Source organism: Ferrovibrio sp., assembly GCF_035304305.1.
Taxonomy (GTDB): domain Bacteria; phylum Pseudomonadota; class Alphaproteobacteria; order Ferrovibrionales; family Ferrovibrionaceae; genus Ferrovibrio.
Genome location: NZ_DATGQG010000152.1, coordinates 1 through 15,021, shown reverse-complemented (window position 1 = coordinate 15,021; position 15,021 = coordinate 1). Strand labels below are relative to the sequence as shown.

Below are 15,021 nucleotides of genomic sequence, written 5' to 3'. Positions count from 1 at the left end.
GCCTTCAGCGTTCGGTAAGCTTGAGCTCGATGCGGCGGTTGCGCCGGAGCGCGATCTCGTCGTTGCCGGGATCGAGGGGCTGGTATTCGCCGAAGCCGGTGGCGGCCAGGCGGTCGGCCGGCACGCCCTGCGCGATCAGGAATTTCACCACGGAAATGGCGCGCGCGGTCGAGAGTTCCCAGTTGGAGGGGAATTGCGGCGTGCTGATTGGCACACGGTCGGTATGGCCGTCGACGCGCAGGACCCAGTTCAGGTCGCCGGGAATCCTGTTGGCGATCTCGACCAGCGTGGTCGCCAGCTTGGCCATCTGCTCGCGGCCCTGCGGATTGAGATCGGCCTGGGCGCTGTCGAACAGCACCTCCGACTGGAAGACGAAGCGGTCGCCGACGATCTGCACGTCGCGCCGGTTGCCCAGCGCCTGGCGCAGGCGGCCGAAGAATTCCGAGCGGTAGTTGGTCAGCTCATCGACCTTGCGCGCCAGCGCCGCGTTCAGCCGGCGCCCCAGGTCGGTAATCTGCGCCTGGTTGGCCTTGTCCTTCTCCTCGCTCTCTTTCAGGATGCGCTCGATCTGCGCCATCTGCTCGCGCAGCGCCAGCAGCTGCCGGTTCAGCAGATCGACCTGGCTGCGCGCCTCCGCGGTCAGCTTCTTCTCATCCTCTAGCTGCCCTTCGCTGGATACCAGCTTGCCCTGCAGGTCGATGACGATCTGCTGCTGCTCGGCCAGCTTCCGCTCGGTTTCGTCGCTGCGTGCCTGCACCTCGGCCAGCACGGCGGCAATCTGGTCGCGCTCGGCCCGCGTGCTGCTCAGCGTGGCCTGCAGCTGTCCCAGTTCGGTGCGCAGCCCGGCGCTGGTGCTGCGTTCCAGATTGAGCTGCTCGACCAGGCCTGAAAGCTGGCTGCGCAGGTCGGCCAGCGCGCGGTCGCGTCCCGAGATCGCATTGGCGAGGAAGAACTGCACCAGGATGAACACCGCCAGCACGAAGACGATGACCATGAGCAGCGTGGACAGTACGTCCACATAGCCGGGCCAGGCACCGGGACCATGGGCTTCGCTGCGGCGTCTTGCCATCCCGCCCCCTACCCGTGCCGCCGCTGGCTGTCGGCCATCGCGGCCATGGTGCGCGACAGCAGCTTGATCTCCGCGCGCATCTCATCGACCAGCTTGGCGCGGCCCTGGGCCGCATCGTCGAGCAGCCGGGTGAGAAGAATGTCCATGTTGCGCAGGTGGCCGCGGCTGGCAGCATCGAAGCCGCCGCTTTCGGCATTCTGCGCCAGCTTGGCCATGATCGGCTTCATCTCGATCTGGTGCTCGGTGAGCTTCAGCAGCAGGCCCTGCTCGGCGCGCATCTGCTCGGCCAGCAGGCTGAGCTTCTCGTTCAGCTGCAGCAGCGCCGCGCCGGTGGAATTGCGGCTGTCTTCGCTGCGCGCCATGGTGCGCTGCAGATTGTCGAGACTGTCGGCGGTCTGCTCGAGCAGCGCCTGCACATAGGCGGGCACGGACTGGTCGCCATCGGCGACGGCACCGCCGGCGAAGCGGGTGAAGCCCGACAGCCATTCCTCCAGATCGTTGAAGAAGCGGTTCTGCGCCTGGGCGGCCTGCAGATCGAGGAAGCCAAGCACCAGCGAGCCGGCCAGGCCCATCATCGAGGTGGAGAAGGCCAGCCCCATGCCGGCCAGCGGCGCCTCGAGACCGCCCTTCAGCTTGTCGAACAGCGCCGTGATGTCCTCGCTGCCGCCGAGATTGAGGGCATTGATCGTGTCGCTGACCGAGGAGATGGTTTCCAGCAGGCCCCAGAAGGTCCCGAGCAGGCCGAGGAAGACCATCAGGCCGATAAGGTAGCGCAGGATCTCGCGCGACTCGTCCAGGCGGGCGCCGACGGAATCGAGCAGGGCGCGGGTTCCGACTGCGGACAGCGTTCCGCGGGGGCCGCGGCTCTCCAGCATCTTGGCGAGCGGCGCAAGCAGATGCGCCGGTTCGCCGACGCGGACCTGCGTGGCGGTGCGCTGGGCGCGCTGCCATGCCTCGACCCATGCGCCTTCCTGTCCGATCAGGATCACCTGTCGGAAGGCGTAGACGATGCCGATCAGCAGCACCGCGAGGATGAAGCCGTTCAGCGCCGGATTGGCCATGAAAGCGCGCAACAGCGGCTGGTGCAGGACGGCGATCACCGCGCCCACGGCCGCAAGGAACACGCCCATGCGGAAAAGGAAACGCCCCGGTTTAGTCATGCATGCCTTCCTTCGAGAACCTGCCTAGGCACGGAATACGGCATTTTCGCGGCACCTCCGCGATGAAATCCCCCTCTGCCACCTTCCGAATCCGGAAGTCACTGGCGAATGATCGCGCCCGAAACCGGGCCGGACAATGCGGACGAAACGGGCTGACGACGCTCAGCGGCCGACAGGCGCAACCTCGACGCGATCAACCGGACTGCCATCGGTGGGTGTGCCGAGTGCACGGACGTCGATCCGCGTGCTGCGGATACCGCGATCGATTAGATAGGCGCGCACGGCAAGGGCCCGGCTCAGAGCCAGCCGCCGCGCACCGCTGCCGCCATCGCTGCCGCTGCTGGCGGCATAGGCGCGGATCTGCAGACGGTCTTCGGTATTGGCCATCTGCTGCGCCAGCGTATCCAGCGCGGGAATGGAGTCGCCGGGCAGTTCGCTCTGGCCGCCGGAGAAAGCGACGGTAACGATGCCGCCCTGCGATGCCGGTGCGGGCGTCGGTACGGGCGGCGGTGTGACCATGGCCGTCTGCGGCGCCGCCTGTGAGGTGGCAGCCGGGGCCGCCGGCTCGCTTGCCGGAGGCGCCGGTGTCACCGGCGCAGCGGGAGCCGGCGCCGGTGCCGAAGCAGCAGGGGCCGGTGCAGGACTGGATGGTGCAGGATCCGTCGACGCGGGCGGTGCCGGCAACGGCGCGACTGCGACCGGCCGGGAGGGAGCCGGCGAAGGCTGTTCCTGCGCGGACTGGGTTTGCGAAGACTGTTGTGGCGTCTGGGCCGGCGCGGCAGGCGCCGCAACCGCAGGGGCTTCGGCAGCCGGAGCAGCCGGTGCGGGCGCGGCCGGCGCCGGCGTGGCGGGTGCAGCGGCCGGCGTTTCGGCCGCCGGAGCGGCGGCAGTCGGCGCGGCGGCCGGAGCTTCAGAGACAGCGGATGCGGCCGGCGCAGTGGTCGCCGGAGCCTCGGCGGCGGGCGGCTGGGTGGCAGGGGTCTGGGCAGCCGGAGTCTCGCTGCGGGGCGGCGCCTCGCCCACCGATATCGCTGCCGGACGGTCAGCCTTCGCGGCGGGCCGCGCCGGCCGGGACCGGGTCGCAAACCGCGGATTGCCGGTCTCACCGATCAGCGGACGCGGCGCCGGGGCCTCTCCGGGCAGCGGCGGGCGGCCGGCAACGGGCGGCGGAACGAAGAACTGGCTGAAGGACTGGCCGCCGCCGAGCAGCGGCCGGGCGGGGCGGGCGTGAGCGGGCGCGCCGAGCTGGTCCAGCGCCTGCGGGTTCACCTGGACATTGCTGCCGTCGATGAGGGATTGCGCTCCTGCGGCGGCGGGCAGGAATCCGCCGGCCAGCATCGCAGCAGCAAGTGTGAACCTCAGCGGCCTGGCAGCCATCGGACCCTTCCCCCTCACCCCAAATCTGGGCTGGAACGATAGCGGAGGCAGCCCTCGGGAACAACCCGGGGATTGCAGAATCAAGCGGTTGCGGGCGGGTGGGTCAGCCGACCTGGACGAGCAGCTTGCGCAGCGGCGCGTGCAGGACGTCGTTCGCGGCGACGATCCCGCTTGTCTCCACCATGCGGTCGCCGCCGGCATAGTCGGTAACCATGCCGCCGGCCTCGCGGACCAGCACGATTCCGGCCGCGACGTCCCAGGGAGACAGGCCGGTTTCCCAGTAGCCATCGTAGCGGCCGGCCGCGACATAGGCGAGATCGAGGGCGGCGGAGCCCATGCGGCGGATGCCCGCCACCTCGCCCATCACGGCGGCCAGTTCGCGGCGGAATTCGGCATGGCCCGGGCGGCCGAGGAACGGAATTCCGGTGGCGAACAGCGCCTCGGAGAGCTTGCGGCGCGCCGAGACGCGGATCCGGCGCTCGTTCAGGTAGGCGCCAACGCCCTTCTCGGCCCAGAACAGCTCGTCCCGGATCACGTCCAGAACGATGCCGGCAATCAGTTCGCCCTCGCGCTGCACGGCGACGGAGATGGCGAAATGCGGAATCCCGTGCAGGAAATTGGTGGTGCCGTCGAGCGGGTCGATGATCCAGTAATGCCTGCCGTCCCTGGCCTCGACCCGGCCGCCCTCTTCCATCAGGAAGCCGAAATCGGGACGCAGCTTGGCCAGTTCGCCCTGCAGGATCTTCTCTGCCTTGCGGTCGGCGGCGGAGACGAAATCCGCCGGGCCCTTCTTGGAGACCTGGAGATGCTCGACCTCATTGAAATCGCGGATCAGGCTGCGCTGCGCCTTGCGCGCAGCATTGCCCATCGCATTGATCAGTGCGGATTTCAGCGCCATGAATGAATTGTCCGTCCGGAAAGGCGGCGGACCCTATCAGCCGCGGCCATGCTTGGCAATTGCCGCATGGAAAGCTTTCACGGCAGCTGCCGGTCCATCGGGATGTTTCCAGATTCCCGCCGAAACCGCGAGGAAATCGGCGCCCGCCTCGATCAGCGGCACGCAGTTCTCGACCGTGATGCCGCCGATGGCGACGCAGGGTATCTCCATCAGCTCGGACCACCAGGCGATGATCTCCGGTTCGGCCCGGGTTTTGGGCTGCTTGGTCTCGGTCGGAAAGAAGGCGCCGAAAGCCACGTAATCCGCGCCGGCCTCGGCCGCCTCCATGGCGAGGTGGCGGGAATTGTGGCAGGTGACGCCGACGATCCGGTCGGGCCCGAGAATGCGGCGGGCCTCGGCGTAGGATTCATCGTCCTGACCGACATGCACGCCGTCCGCACCGAACTTCACGGCAAAGTCCGGCCGGTCGTTGATGATCAGCGCCACGTCGTATTCGTGACAGATCGGCAGCACCGTTTCGGCCGCGCGGCGGAAGGCATTCTCCGAAGCCGTCCGCTCGCCGTCCTTCAGGCGGAGCTGCAGCGACGCGACATCGCCGGCATCCAGCGCCGCCTTGAGGTTTTCCGCGAAGGCGGCGGGATCGATGACCGGCGGCGTGATCAGGTAAAGCCGCGTGCGCGGGGTATTGGAAGCCATGGTCAGCCGGCGATGAAACTGCGCAGGGCGTCGAGCGTCTCGTCGGGACGCTCGCCCATCATCATGTGGCCACAGCCCGGCAGGACGTCAATGCGGCCCTGGCTGAACTCGGCCGCCCAGCCGCGCGCCGCGCGCAGCGGCGTCATGATGTCACGCTCGCCGGCAATGATCTGCGCCGGGCAGGTCACCGCCGCCACCGCCTGCTTGCCGTTGGCATAGGCGTTACAGAGGCGGAAACCGAGCGCCAGCGATTCACGCGGCGCGTTGTCGGTCAGGCGGATGCTGCCGCCCAGCAGATAGGAACCGGGCACCCGGTTGCCGCCGATCTGGTTGCGCTTGGCGATCATCCAGTCGTTCATCAGCTCGACGACGGTATAAGCCCCGCTGTCGGCCAGCGCCTGCAGATCCGGATTGACCTTCATCGGATAGGCGAAACCGAGCAGCGAAATCCGGCTCACGCGGTCGGGATGGCGCGCCGCGGTCTCCAGCGCGATCAGCGCGCCCATGGAATGACCCACCAGGGCCGCCTGCTTCACGCCCGCTGCATCCAGCAGCTTCGGCATCCAGTCGGCAAAGGCCTCGACACTGTCGGGCATCGGACCCTCGGAACGGCCGTTGCCCGGCAGATCGACCGCCAGCACGGAATAGCCGTGCCAGGCGAACCAGCGCGTCTGCAAGGCCCAGACGGTATGGTCACCGGCATTGCCGTGGATGAACACGACCGTCGGCTTCGTGTTGTCGAAATCCCTGCCGCCGGTGGCGGCAAACACGCGTTTGCCCGCTACATCGAGCCACATACTGACATCCCCCCGGTTTATTCGGCCGCGGCCTTGACGGCCTTCTGCGCGGCGCGCAGCGCGGTGTTCAGATCATCGATCAGGTCCTGCACGTCTTCCAGTCCCACCGAAAGCCGCACCAGTTCCTCGCCGATGCCGGCGGCCTTCAGCTCGGCCGCGCTCATCTGCTGGTGCGTCGTCGATCCCGGATGGATCACCAGCGACTTGGCGTCGCCGACATTGGCGAGATGCGAGAATATCTGCAGGTTCTCGATCAGCGCGCGGCCGGCCTCGCGGCCGCCCTTCACCCCGAAGGAGAAGATCGCGCCGCAGCCCCGGGGCAGCAGCTTCTTCGCCAGTTCGTGATCGGGATGCTCCGGCAGTTCCGGCCAGGAGACCCAGTCCACCGCCGGATGATCCTTCAGGAAGGCGACGACCTTGCGCGCATTCTCGACATGGCGGCTCATGCGCAGATGCAGCGTTTCAACGCCCTGCAGGATATGAAAGGCATTGGTTGGCGACAGGCAGGCGCCGAAATCGCGCAGGCCTTCGGCGCGCGCCCGCATGATGAAGGCCGAGGGACCGAATTCCTCGGCGAAGTCGAGTCCGTGATAGCCGGCATAGGGCTCGGTCAGCGTCGGGAACTTGCCGGACTTCTCCCAGTCGAAGCGGCCGGAATCGATCAGCGCTCCGCCGATGGCGACGCCATGGCCGCCGAGGAACTTGGTCGCCGAATGCATCACCAGATCGGCGCCATGCTCGAAACCCTTGAACAGATACGGCGTGGCGAAGGTGCAATCGAGCATCAGCGGCAGGCCGGCGTCATGGGCGATCTTCGACACCGCCGGGACGTCCAGCACCTCCAGCCCCGGGTTGCCGAGGATCTCGCCGAAAACCAGCCGCGTCTCGGGCCGGATGGCGGCCTTCCAGGCGGCATGGTCGCGCGGATCGACGAAAGTGGTGGTGATGCCGAAGCGCGGCAGGGTGTGATGGAGAAGGTTGTAGCTGCCGCCGTAGATGTTGCGGGAGGCGACGATATGGCTGCCCTGCCCCATCAGCGTGGCGATGGCGAGATGCAGGGCCGCCTGTCCGGACGAGGTGCAGACCGCGCCGACGCCGCCCTCCAGCGCCGCCAGGCGCTCTTCCAGGACCGCGACCGTCGGGTTGGAGATGCGCGAATAGATGTGCCCGCCGCGCTCCAGGTTGAACAGGGCGGCGGCGTGGTCGACATCGCGGAAGACATACGAGGTCGTCTGGTAGATCGGCACGGCGCGGGACCCGGTGGTCGGATCCGGCTGCTGGCCTGCATGCAGGCTGAGGGTGTCGAAGCGCAGAAATTTCGGTCCCAGCATGATCATTCTCCCCGGACGCATCAGCCATGCGGGCGCATGGCCGGCATAAAAAGCGGGCCGCCCCTTCCCTGATGGATGGGACGACCCCGACAATTCTGCCTCAAGCTCGAAACGGGGCGATTAATTCATCGCCCTAGCCTCAAGTCAAGAAGGGCGGTGCGGGGGCTGGCGCGGGGGAGAAAAATGGCCGCCGAAGCGGGTCCGGCGGCCTCAGTTCAACTCAACAGGGAGGAAACTATGACCAACTGGAACTGCAGGGCAGTCTGGCGCCATCCGCTTAAGATTTCGTGAAACACCGGGAGTCCTGTATGGTCAGGCCATGACATCTTCCCCCTCCATGTCACACAACCCCGCCAAACCGGCGTCACCCGGCCCGGTCCCCGACCGGCTGCTCGACGCCGCCCTGATCTGTTTCCGGCGGCTGGGCAGCAAACGGACCCGAATCGAGGACATCGCCGCCGAAGCCGGGGTCGCCCGCACGGCCGTATACCGCTATTTCCCGAACAGGCAGGCCATGGTGGCCGCGCTGGCGACCCGCTGGCTGGCGGAGGACGAGGCGCGGCTGGCCGAGATCGCCCGCGACCACGAAACCGCGCCTGCCGAGCGCCTCGGGGCCTTCCTGCTGGCCGATGCCGAATCGGCCCGCCGCTATCTTGCCGATCCCAGCCTGCTGGAGGTTCTGGATGAAGTGACGCGCAGGGTCGCTCCGGTGGTCCAGCAGCATCGCGCCCATGTGCGGCGGCACCTGGCCGGGCTGCTGGCGGAGGGCATCGCGCAGGGCGCCTTCCGCAGCGACCAGCCGGAGCGGCTGGCCCAGACCCTCGACGACCTGATCGGCCGCTTCCATGACCCGCAGCTGGCGGCCGATCTGGAGCCGGACATCTGGCGCGCCCGGGCGAAGGCCGCCATCGACCTGATCCTGCAGGCGGTTGCAGCCTGACACCGGCCGCTACTTCTTGAAGAAACTCGCCGCCGCGCCGCGGGCATCCTGCTTCATGCGGATCACATCGCGGATCGTCTCGATCTCGGCTTCCAGTTCGGCGATGCGGGCCTCAAGATCCTTGATTGACATCACGTCATATTTGGGCGGCTGTGGCTTGCGCGACAGGGCTTCGTCCCAGTCCATGGCGGTCTCCAACTGGCAAGGGCGGGATAGTAGCTCTATCCTCCCGCGCCTGAAACATGCCGATGCACCGCAAGGAGGAAACGAATGCTGCCGCAGGAGATGACCGTCATCGAGATCAGCCAGCCCGGCGGCCCCGAGGTGCTGAAACCCGCCAGCCGCCCGATGCCCCGGCCGGGCGCCGGCGAGGTGCTGATCAAGGTGGCGGCCGCCGGCGTGAACCGCCCCGATGTGCTGCAGCGCGCCGGCATGTATCCGCCGCCGCCCGGCGCGCCGGACTATCCCGGCCTTGAGGTCGCCGGCGAGATCGCCGCCCTTGGTCCCGACGTGCAGCACTGGAAGGTCGGCGACAAAGTCTGCGCGCTGGTGACCGGCGGCGGCTATGCCACCTACTGCGTGGCACCGGCCGAGCAATGCCTGCCCGTTCCGCAGGGCCTCGACATCACGGAGGCCGCCGCCCTGCCCGAGAACTGGTTTACCGTCTGGACCAACATCGCCGACCGCGGTCAGCTCAGGGCCGGCGAAAGCATCCTGATCCATGGTGGCGCCTCCGGCATCGGGGTCGCTGCCATCCAGCTGGCGAAACTGCTGGGAGCCGGGCGCATCTTCGCCACGGCCGGCACCGACGAGAAATGCCGCTTCTGCGAAAGTCTCGGTGCGGAAAAGGCCATCAACTACAAGACCGAGGACTTCGCCGCCCGGATCGCCGAACTGACCGGCGGCAAGGGCGTGGACGTCATCCTCGACATGGTCGGCGGCAAGTATTTCGCGCCCAATATCAAGAGTCTGGCCGAGGAAGGCCGGCTGGTGATCATCGCCGTCCAGGGCGGCCCCAAGGGCGAGGGCGACCTGAGCGTCGTGATGCGCAAGCGCCTGACCGTGACCGGCTCGACGCTGCGGCCGCGGCCGGTGGCGTTCAAGGGGGCGATCGCCCGCGCGCTGGAGGAAAAAGTCTGGCCGGCCTTCGCCGACGGGCGCCTCAAGGTGATCGTCGACTCCCGTTTTCCACTGGCTCAGGCCGCCGAGGCCCATGCCCGCATCGACCATGCGGACCACGTCGGCAAAATCCTCCTAACCACCTGATCATAAACAGGAAATTGCTGAAATCCGGGGCGGTTGCGCAGGTGGGCCGTTCCACTATATTGTCGCGCAATTTCGTAAATTGACCCGCGGGCGGCCGTAAAGCCGGCCGGCCGCACTGGAAGGATTTGCCCTATGGCATTGCCCCTGATGCCCAAAGCCACCGCCGTGTGGCTGATCGACAACACCAAGCTGACCTTCGACCAGATCGCCCGCTTCTGCGGCATGCATCCGCTGGAAGTGAAGGGCGTGGCGGACGGTGAAGTGGCTGTCGGGATCGTCGGGCTCGATCCGGTGGCGAACGGCCAGCTCACGGCGGAGGAAATCGCCCGCTGCGAGGCCGATCCGACCGCCGACCTGAAGCTGCTCGAGCCGACCGTGCCGCTGCAGCGCCAGAAAACCAAGGGCGCAAAGTACACGCCGCTCTCGAAGCGCCAGGATCGCCCCGATGCGATCGCCTGGCTGCTGAAATACCATCCGGAAGTGCCCGATGCGCAGATCCAGAAGCTGCTCGGCACCACCAAGGCGACGATCGATTCCGTGCGCAACCGCACGCACTGGAATCATGCCAACATCAAGCCGCGCGATCCCGTCGGTCTGGGCATGTGCAGCCAGGCCGAACTCGATCGCGTGCTGATCCTCGCCGCGAAGCGCCGGGAGAACCGGGAAAAGCGTGAAGCGCGCGAGGCCCGCGCCAAGGCCCGCGCGGCCGAAGCCGCCGCCGCTCCCGCCGCGGAAACGCCGGCGAGCGACGAGAACCATAACCTCGGCTGATAGCTGCATAACGCCGATCGGGCTGGCTGCCGGGCCGGCTTTCCGCTATAGCCTTGCCAGACAGGGAATGGGCGTGAGCCCGATGACAAGCGGGGCAACCGACCCAGCATGCTGGTTTTTATTATCCGACGGCTGATGCAGGCCGCCCTCGTTGTGGCGGTGATGTCGGTGCTGGTCTTCGCCGGCATCTACATGATCGGCGATCCGCTGGCGATCCTCGCCAGCCCCGAAGCCACCGAACTCGACCGCGAGCAGATCGCCAGGGCACTCGGCCTCGACAGGCCGGTCTGGGAACAGTACCTGCGCTTCGTCGGCTCGGCCTTCGGCGGCGATTTCGGCAAGTCCTTCGTGTTCGGCCAGCCGGCGATGAAGCTGGTGCTGGAGCGCATGCCGGCAACGCTGGAGCTGGCCATCACCGCAACCGTCATGGCCGTGCTGATCGGCGTGCCGCTCGGGCTCTATGCCGGCCTGCGCCACGAGACGACCGCGGCGCGCACCATCATGGCCGGGTCGGTGCTCGGCTTCAGCCTGCCGAATTTCTGGGTCGGCCTGATGCTGATCATGATCTTCGCCGTGCAGCTCGGCTGGCTGCCGGCCTCAGGCCGCGGCCAGACGGTGGAAGTCCTCGGCCTGCATCTCAGCATCTTCACGGCCAATGGCTGGAAGCACATCATCCTGCCGGCGATCACGCTGGGGCTGTCGAAATGCGCCCTGATCATCCGGCTCGCCCGCGCGACCGCGCGTGAGGTCATGCTGATGGACTTCGTCAAGTTCGCCCGCGCCAAGGGCCTGAACGAGAAGCGCATCATCGGCGTGCATATCCTGAAGAACATCATGGTGCCGATTACCACGGTGACCGGACTGGAGCTGGGCGCGCTGATCGCCTTCGCGGTGATCACGGAAACGATCTTCTCCTGGCCTGGCATGGGCAAGCTGCTGATCGACTCCATCGTGCAGCTCGACCGTCCGGTGGTGGTGGCCTACCTGATCATCGTGGTGCTGCTGCTGGTGATCATCAATCTGGTGGTCGATATCCTGTACTCCGTGCTGGATCCGCGCGTACGGCTGGGGAATGCGAAATGAGTGACGCCGCCCTTCCCGCCGCGCCGGCGAAGACCGAAAGCCCGCTGAAGCGGATCTGGCAGGAATTCGCCGAAAGCAGGCTGGCCCTGCTTGGGCTCGCCATGCTGGTGATCTTCCTGATCGCCGCCGTGTTCGCGCCCTTCCTGGTGCCGCAGAATCCCTACGACCTGGCAAACCTCGACATTCTCGACGCCCGCCTGCCGCCCGGCGAAATCTCCGGCACCGGCCTCACCTTCCTGCTCGGCAGCGACGGCCAGGGCCGCGACATGCTGAGCGCGATGCTCTACGGGCTGCGCATCAGCCTCTTCGTCGGCGTCACCGCCGTGGCGCTCGCGCTGGCGATCGGCGCCCTTGCCGGCCTGCTCGCCGCCTATGTGGGCGGCCGGGTCGAAACCGTGATCATGCGAATCGTCGACATCCAGCTGTCGTTTCCGGCCATCCTGGTCGCGCTGATCCTGCTCGCCGTGCTGGGCAACGGCGTCGACAAGGTGATCATCGCGCTGGTCGCGGTGCAGTGGGCCTATTTCGCCCGTGCCGCCCGCGGCGCCGCGCTGGTTGAGCGCAACAAGGAATACGTGGAGGCCGCGCGCTGCCTCGGCCTGAGCCGCACCCGCCTGCTGCTGCGCCACCTGCTGCCGAACTGCATGCCGCCGCTGATCGTGATCGCAACCGTCGACATCGCCCGCTCAATCACCCTGGAGGCGACGCTGAGCTTCCTCGGCCTCGGCGTGCCGGTGACCGAACCCTCGCTCGGCATGCTGATCGCCAACGGCTTCGATTACCTGCTCAGCGGCGTGTACTGGATTTCGCTTTTCCCCGGCGTGCTGCTGACGCTCGTGATCATCGCCATCAATCTCGTCGGCGACCAGTTGCGCGACGTGCTTAATCCCCGCCTGAAGCGCTGAACCGATGACCATTCCCACGCTGCAGGTCGAAGACCTCGAAACCCATTTCCCGACCCGCGACGGCATCGTGCGCGCCGTCGACGGCGTCAGCTTCGACGTCGCCGAGGGCGAGATCCTCGGCCTGGTGGGCGAGTCCGGTTCCGGCAAGTCGATCACGGGCTTCTCCATCCTCGGCCTGATCGACCCGCCGGGCCGCATCGCCGGCGGCCGCGTCCTGTTCAAGGGCGAGGACATCACCAGCGCGTCGCCGGAGCGCATGCGCAGCCTGCGCGGCTCGCGCATCGCGATGATCTTCCAGGACCCGATGATGACGCTCAATCCGGTCCTGCGCGTCGACACCCAGATGATCGAGACGGTGCAGGCGCATGAGAAGGTCAGCGAGGCAGCCGCCCGGGCCCGGGCCGTCGAAACCCTGAAGGCGGTCGGCATCGCCGCGCCGGAAGAACGCCTGCTCGCCTATCCGCACCAGCTCTCGGGCGGCATGCGCCAGCGCATCGCGATTGCCACCGCGCTGCTGCACAGCCCGGACCTGATCATCGCCGACGAGCCGACCACCGCGCTCGACGTCACCATCCAGGGGCAGATCCTCTACGAGATGCGCAAGCTCTGCCGCGACACCGGCACGGCGCTGATCTGGATCACCCATGACCTGTCCGTCGTTGCCGGCCTCGCCGACCGCATCATGGTCATGTATGCCGGCAAGATCGTCGAGACCGGTCCGGTCGCCACCGTGATCGAGCGGCCCCAGCATCCCTATACCCGCGGCCTGATCGGCTCGGTGCCGGGCGTTCTGCCGCGCGGCAAGCGGCTGTTCCAGATTCCGGGCATGACGCCGGCGCCGCTGAATCTGCCTCCGGGCTGCCGCTTCAAGACCCGCTGCAGCCGCGCCGACACGCTCTGCGATACGCTGCCTGAACTGGTGGAGCTGCATCCGAACCACAGCGTGCGCTGCCACCATCCGCATGACGCCAGGCCGCTCACCCCGACGGAGAGTGCGGCATGACTGCGCCGATGATCGAACTGCGACAGATTTCCAAGCGCTTCGTCTGGCGTCTCGATCTCGCGTCGAGACTGGCCAACCTGCTCGGCGCCGGCATCCGGGAACGCGCGGTGCATGCCGTGAACCATGTCGATCTCGGCATTGCCGAAGGCGAGGTGGTTGGCCTGGTGGGCGAAAGCGGCTGCGGCAAGTCGACGCTCGGACGCATCGTCGCCGGCATCATGGATGCGAGTGAGGGCGAGATCCGCTTCCGCGGCAAGGCACTTTCGGCCATGACCGAGGAAGAGCGCCGCGACTACAAGCTCGCCGTGCAGATGATCTTCCAGGACCCCTATGCGTCGCTCAATCCGCGCATGCGCGTGGAGGACATCATCGGCGAGGCGCCGGTGGCCCATGGCCTGATCCGGCGCAGCGAGATGGGCGAGTATGTCGAGAAGCTGATGCAGCAGGTCGGCCTCGATCCGCGCTACCGCCGCCGCTATCCGCACCAGTTCTCCGGCGGCCAGCGCCAGCGCATCGGCGTCGCCCGCGCCCTGGCCGTGCAGCCGCGGTTCATCGTCTGCGACGAGGCGGTGGCGGCGCTCGACGTCTCGATCCAGGCCCAGGTGCTGAATCTGTTCATGGACCTGCGCGAGCAGCTCGGCCTGACCTATCTCTTCATCAGCCACAATCTCGCCGTGGTCGAGCATATCTCCGACCGTGTGGTGATCATGTATCTCGGCCGCGTCGTCGAGAGCGCACCGACCGAGGAACTGTTCGCGGCGCCGAACCATCCCTATACCAAGGCGCTGCTGGCTGAGGCCCCGAAACTGGTGGCCGAACGCCGCGACTACACGCCGATCAAGGGCGAGATTCCCTCGCCGCTGGATCCGCCGACCGGCTGCCACTTCCATCCGCGCTGCCCCTTCGCCATGGCGCGCTGCAAAACGGAAGCGCCGCCGCTGCGGGAAATCGCGCCGGGCCGCATGTCGGCCTGTCATCTCAACGAGATGGCCACCGTCTGACCGTGACCAGGCAGTAAGCGGAGGCTTCGCCTTCGCCGCGCCTCCGGAACGGAACCTTTTCGCCGCAAGCCGCGTCTTTTCTCCAGTGGCTGAAGCGTCTCGCCGGGTATCCTCCAGGCGTTGACGCAGCACGGTAAGGAGGCCCGCCATGCGTAAGGCCGTCTTGTCGAGTGCCGTTGTGATTGCCATTCCCGCCTTTTCAGCGCCCGCCCAGGCCCAGATGATCTGCGGATTGCGCGATGAAATGGGCAGGATGCTGGATCAGCGTTTCGCCGAGCAGCCGAAGGCCGCCGGTCTGGCCGGCGACAATGTCGTCGAACTGCTGGTTTCGGCATCCGGTTCGTGGACCATCCTGATCACCGGTAAGGACGGCCGCTCCTGCGTCGTCACCGGCGGCGAGGAATGGACGGAAAAGCCGATCCAGCCGACCGGGGCGAAAAAGGACGACGCGACGTGACGGTCACGCCGCCGGCCTGACGCGGAACCAGGCGGCATAAAGCGCCGGCAGGAACAGCACGGTCAGCAGGGTCGCGATCAGCAGGCCGCCGATGATCGTGAAGGCCATCGGCCCCCAGAAGTTGCTGGTGGACAGCGGCACCATGCCGAGGATCGCCGCCAGCGCGGTCAGCACGATCGGCCGGAACCGGCGCAGGGTGGCATTCACGATGGCGTCCCACGGCTGCTCGCCGGCACGGATGTCCTGCTCAATCTGGTCCACCAGGAT

General features: G+C 67.2%; 17 protein-coding genes. 8 read left to right on the top strand and 9 right to left on the bottom strand.

Annotation, left to right across the window (positions count from 1 at the left end):
• Positions 1 to 4 precede the first annotated feature (4 nt).
• The 7 genes from VKZ87_RS16610 to VKZ87_RS16580 form a co-directional block, all read right to left on the bottom strand.
• The gene (locus VKZ87_RS16610; protein ID WP_324222386.1) at positions 5 to 1,069 is read right to left on the bottom strand and encodes a peptidoglycan -binding protein; all 1,065 of its coding nucleotides are present in this window, start codon (positions 1,067 to 1,069) and stop codon (positions 5 to 7) included.
• 8 nt (positions 1,070 to 1,077) lie between these two features.
• Complete coding sequence (locus VKZ87_RS16605; protein WP_324222385.1) at positions 1,078 to 2,229, bottom strand: flagellar motor protein MotA; 1,152 nt, start codon at positions 2,227 to 2,229, stop codon at positions 1,078 to 1,080.
• 162 nt (positions 2,230 to 2,391) lie between these two features.
• Positions 2,392 to 2,748 carry an OmpA family protein gene (locus tag VKZ87_RS16600; RefSeq protein ID WP_324222384.1) on the bottom strand — a complete coding sequence of 119 codons (357 nt, stop codon included), beginning with the start codon at positions 2,746 to 2,748 and terminating at the stop codon, positions 2,392 to 2,394.
• Between the two features lie 961 nt (positions 2,749 to 3,709).
• Positions 3,710 to 4,504: an inositol monophosphatase family protein gene (locus VKZ87_RS16595; protein ID WP_324222383.1), complete on the bottom strand. Its 795-nt coding sequence runs from the start codon at positions 4,502 to 4,504 to the stop codon at positions 3,710 to 3,712.
• 36 nt (positions 4,505 to 4,540) lie between these two features.
• On the bottom strand, positions 4,541 to 5,200 hold the full coding sequence (thiE, locus tag VKZ87_RS16590) for a thiamine phosphate synthase (RefSeq protein WP_324222382.1): 660 nt from the start codon (positions 5,198 to 5,200) through the stop codon (positions 4,541 to 4,543).
• Between the two features lie 2 nt (positions 5,201 to 5,202).
• Positions 5,203 to 5,997, bottom strand: coding sequence for an alpha/beta hydrolase (locus VKZ87_RS16585; protein WP_324222381.1), 795 nt, complete (start codon positions 5,995 to 5,997; stop codon positions 5,203 to 5,205).
• A gap of 17 nt (positions 5,998 to 6,014) precedes the next feature.
• On the bottom strand, positions 6,015 to 7,328 hold the full coding sequence (locus VKZ87_RS16580; RefSeq protein WP_324222380.1) for an O-acetylhomoserine aminocarboxypropyltransferase: 1,314 nt from the start codon (positions 7,326 to 7,328) through the stop codon (positions 6,015 to 6,017).
• Between the two features lie 337 nt (positions 7,329 to 7,665).
• Here VKZ87_RS16580 and VKZ87_RS16575 point away from each other — a divergent pair, with 337 nt between their 5' ends.
• Positions 7,666 to 8,268: a TetR/AcrR family transcriptional regulator gene (locus VKZ87_RS16575; protein WP_324222379.1), complete on the top strand. Its 603-nt coding sequence runs from the start codon at positions 7,666 to 7,668 to the stop codon at positions 8,266 to 8,268.
• A gap of 9 nt (positions 8,269 to 8,277) precedes the next feature.
• On the opposite strand, the gene VKZ87_RS16570 is transcribed toward VKZ87_RS16575, so the two are convergent.
• The gene (locus VKZ87_RS16570; protein WP_324222378.1) at positions 8,278 to 8,454 is read right to left on the bottom strand and encodes a DUF1192 domain-containing protein; all 177 of its coding nucleotides are present in this window, start codon (positions 8,452 to 8,454) and stop codon (positions 8,278 to 8,280) included.
• 84 nt (positions 8,455 to 8,538) lie between these two features.
• Here VKZ87_RS16570 and VKZ87_RS16565 point away from each other — a divergent pair, with 84 nt between their 5' ends.
• The 7 genes from VKZ87_RS16565 (at position 8,539) to VKZ87_RS16535 (ending at position 14,754) form a co-directional block, all read left to right on the top strand.
• A complete protein-coding gene (locus VKZ87_RS16565) occupies positions 8,539 to 9,534 on the top strand; it encodes an NAD(P)H-quinone oxidoreductase (RefSeq protein ID WP_324222377.1) in 996 nt (331 codons plus the stop codon).
• A 132-nt stretch (positions 9,535 to 9,666) separates the two neighbouring features.
• Positions 9,667 to 10,305, top strand: a complete 639-nt coding sequence (locus tag VKZ87_RS16560) for a DUF1013 domain-containing protein (RefSeq protein ID WP_324222376.1) — start codon at positions 9,667 to 9,669, stop codon at positions 10,303 to 10,305.
• 108 nt (positions 10,306 to 10,413) lie between these two features.
• Positions 10,414 to 11,388, top strand: a complete 975-nt coding sequence (locus tag VKZ87_RS16555) for an ABC transporter permease (RefSeq protein WP_324222375.1) — start codon at positions 10,414 to 10,416, stop codon at positions 11,386 to 11,388.
• Complete coding sequence (locus VKZ87_RS16550) at positions 11,385 to 12,293, top strand: ABC transporter permease (RefSeq protein ID WP_324222374.1); 909 nt, start codon at positions 11,385 to 11,387, stop codon at positions 12,291 to 12,293. Before VKZ87_RS16555 ends, VKZ87_RS16550 begins: the two co-directional genes overlap by 4 nt.
• A gap of 4 nt (positions 12,294 to 12,297) precedes the next feature.
• The gene (locus tag VKZ87_RS16545; protein ID WP_324222373.1) at positions 12,298 to 13,296 is read left to right on the top strand and encodes an ABC transporter ATP-binding protein; all 999 of its coding nucleotides are present in this window, start codon (positions 12,298 to 12,300) and stop codon (positions 13,294 to 13,296) included.
• Positions 13,293 to 14,297, top strand: coding sequence for an ABC transporter ATP-binding protein (locus VKZ87_RS16540; RefSeq protein WP_324222372.1), 1,005 nt, complete (start codon positions 13,293 to 13,295; stop codon positions 14,295 to 14,297). Before VKZ87_RS16545 ends, VKZ87_RS16540 begins: the two co-directional genes overlap by 4 nt.
• Before the next feature lie 148 nt (positions 14,298 to 14,445).
• Positions 14,446 to 14,754, top strand: coding sequence for a hypothetical protein (locus VKZ87_RS16535; protein WP_324222371.1), 309 nt, complete (start codon positions 14,446 to 14,448; stop codon positions 14,752 to 14,754).
• A 3-nt stretch (positions 14,755 to 14,757) separates the two neighbouring features.
• On the opposite strand, the gene VKZ87_RS16530 is transcribed toward VKZ87_RS16535, so the two are convergent.
• The coding region (locus VKZ87_RS16530; protein WP_324222370.1) for an efflux RND transporter permease subunit at positions 14,758 to 15,021 on the bottom strand (264 nt) is incomplete at its 5' end.

Bases quoted from the DNA above. Each gene is read 5' to 3' on its own strand.
- VKZ87_RS16550 (WP_324222374.1), top strand. From the start codon at position 11,385: ATGAGTGACGCCGCCCTTCCCGCCGCGCCGGCGAAGACCGAAAGCCCG.
- VKZ87_RS16585 (WP_324222381.1), bottom strand. From the start codon at position 5,997: ATGTGGCTCGATGTAGCGGGCAAACGCGTGTTTGCCGCCACCGGCGGC.
- VKZ87_RS16575 (WP_324222379.1), top strand. From the start codon at position 7,666: ATGTCACACAACCCCGCCAAACCGGCGTCACCCGGCCCGGTCCCCGAC.
- VKZ87_RS16560 (WP_324222376.1), top strand. From the start codon at position 9,667: ATGGCATTGCCCCTGATGCCCAAAGCCACCGCCGTGTGGCTGATCGAC.
- VKZ87_RS16600 (WP_324222384.1), bottom strand. From the start codon at position 2,748: ATGGTCACACCGCCGCCCGTACCGACGCCCGCACCGGCATCGCAGGGC.
- VKZ87_RS16595 (WP_324222383.1), bottom strand. From the start codon at position 4,504: ATGGCGCTGAAATCCGCACTGATCAATGCGATGGGCAATGCTGCGCGC.
- VKZ87_RS16580 (WP_324222380.1), bottom strand. From the start codon at position 7,328: ATGCTGGGACCGAAATTTCTGCGCTTCGACACCCTCAGCCTGCATGCA.
- VKZ87_RS16545 (WP_324222373.1), top strand. From the start codon at position 12,298: ATGACCATTCCCACGCTGCAGGTCGAAGACCTCGAAACCCATTTCCCG.
- VKZ87_RS16555 (WP_324222375.1), top strand. From the start codon at position 10,414: ATGCTGGTTTTTATTATCCGACGGCTGATGCAGGCCGCCCTCGTTGTG.
- thiE (WP_324222382.1), bottom strand. From the start codon at position 5,200: ATGGCTTCCAATACCCCGCGCACGCGGCTTTACCTGATCACGCCGCCG.
- VKZ87_RS16605 (WP_324222385.1), bottom strand. From the start codon at position 2,229: ATGACTAAACCGGGGCGTTTCCTTTTCCGCATGGGCGTGTTCCTTGCG.
- VKZ87_RS16535 (WP_324222371.1), top strand. From the start codon at position 14,446: ATGCGTAAGGCCGTCTTGTCGAGTGCCGTTGTGATTGCCATTCCCGCC.
- VKZ87_RS16570 (WP_324222378.1), bottom strand. From the start codon at position 8,454: ATGGACTGGGACGAAGCCCTGTCGCGCAAGCCACAGCCGCCCAAATAT.
- VKZ87_RS16610 (WP_324222386.1), bottom strand. From the start codon at position 1,069: ATGGCAAGACGCCGCAGCGAAGCCCATGGTCCCGGTGCCTGGCCCGGC.
- VKZ87_RS16540 (WP_324222372.1), top strand. From the start codon at position 13,293: ATGACTGCGCCGATGATCGAACTGCGACAGATTTCCAAGCGCTTCGTC.
- VKZ87_RS16565 (WP_324222377.1), top strand. From the start codon at position 8,539: ATGCTGCCGCAGGAGATGACCGTCATCGAGATCAGCCAGCCCGGCGGC.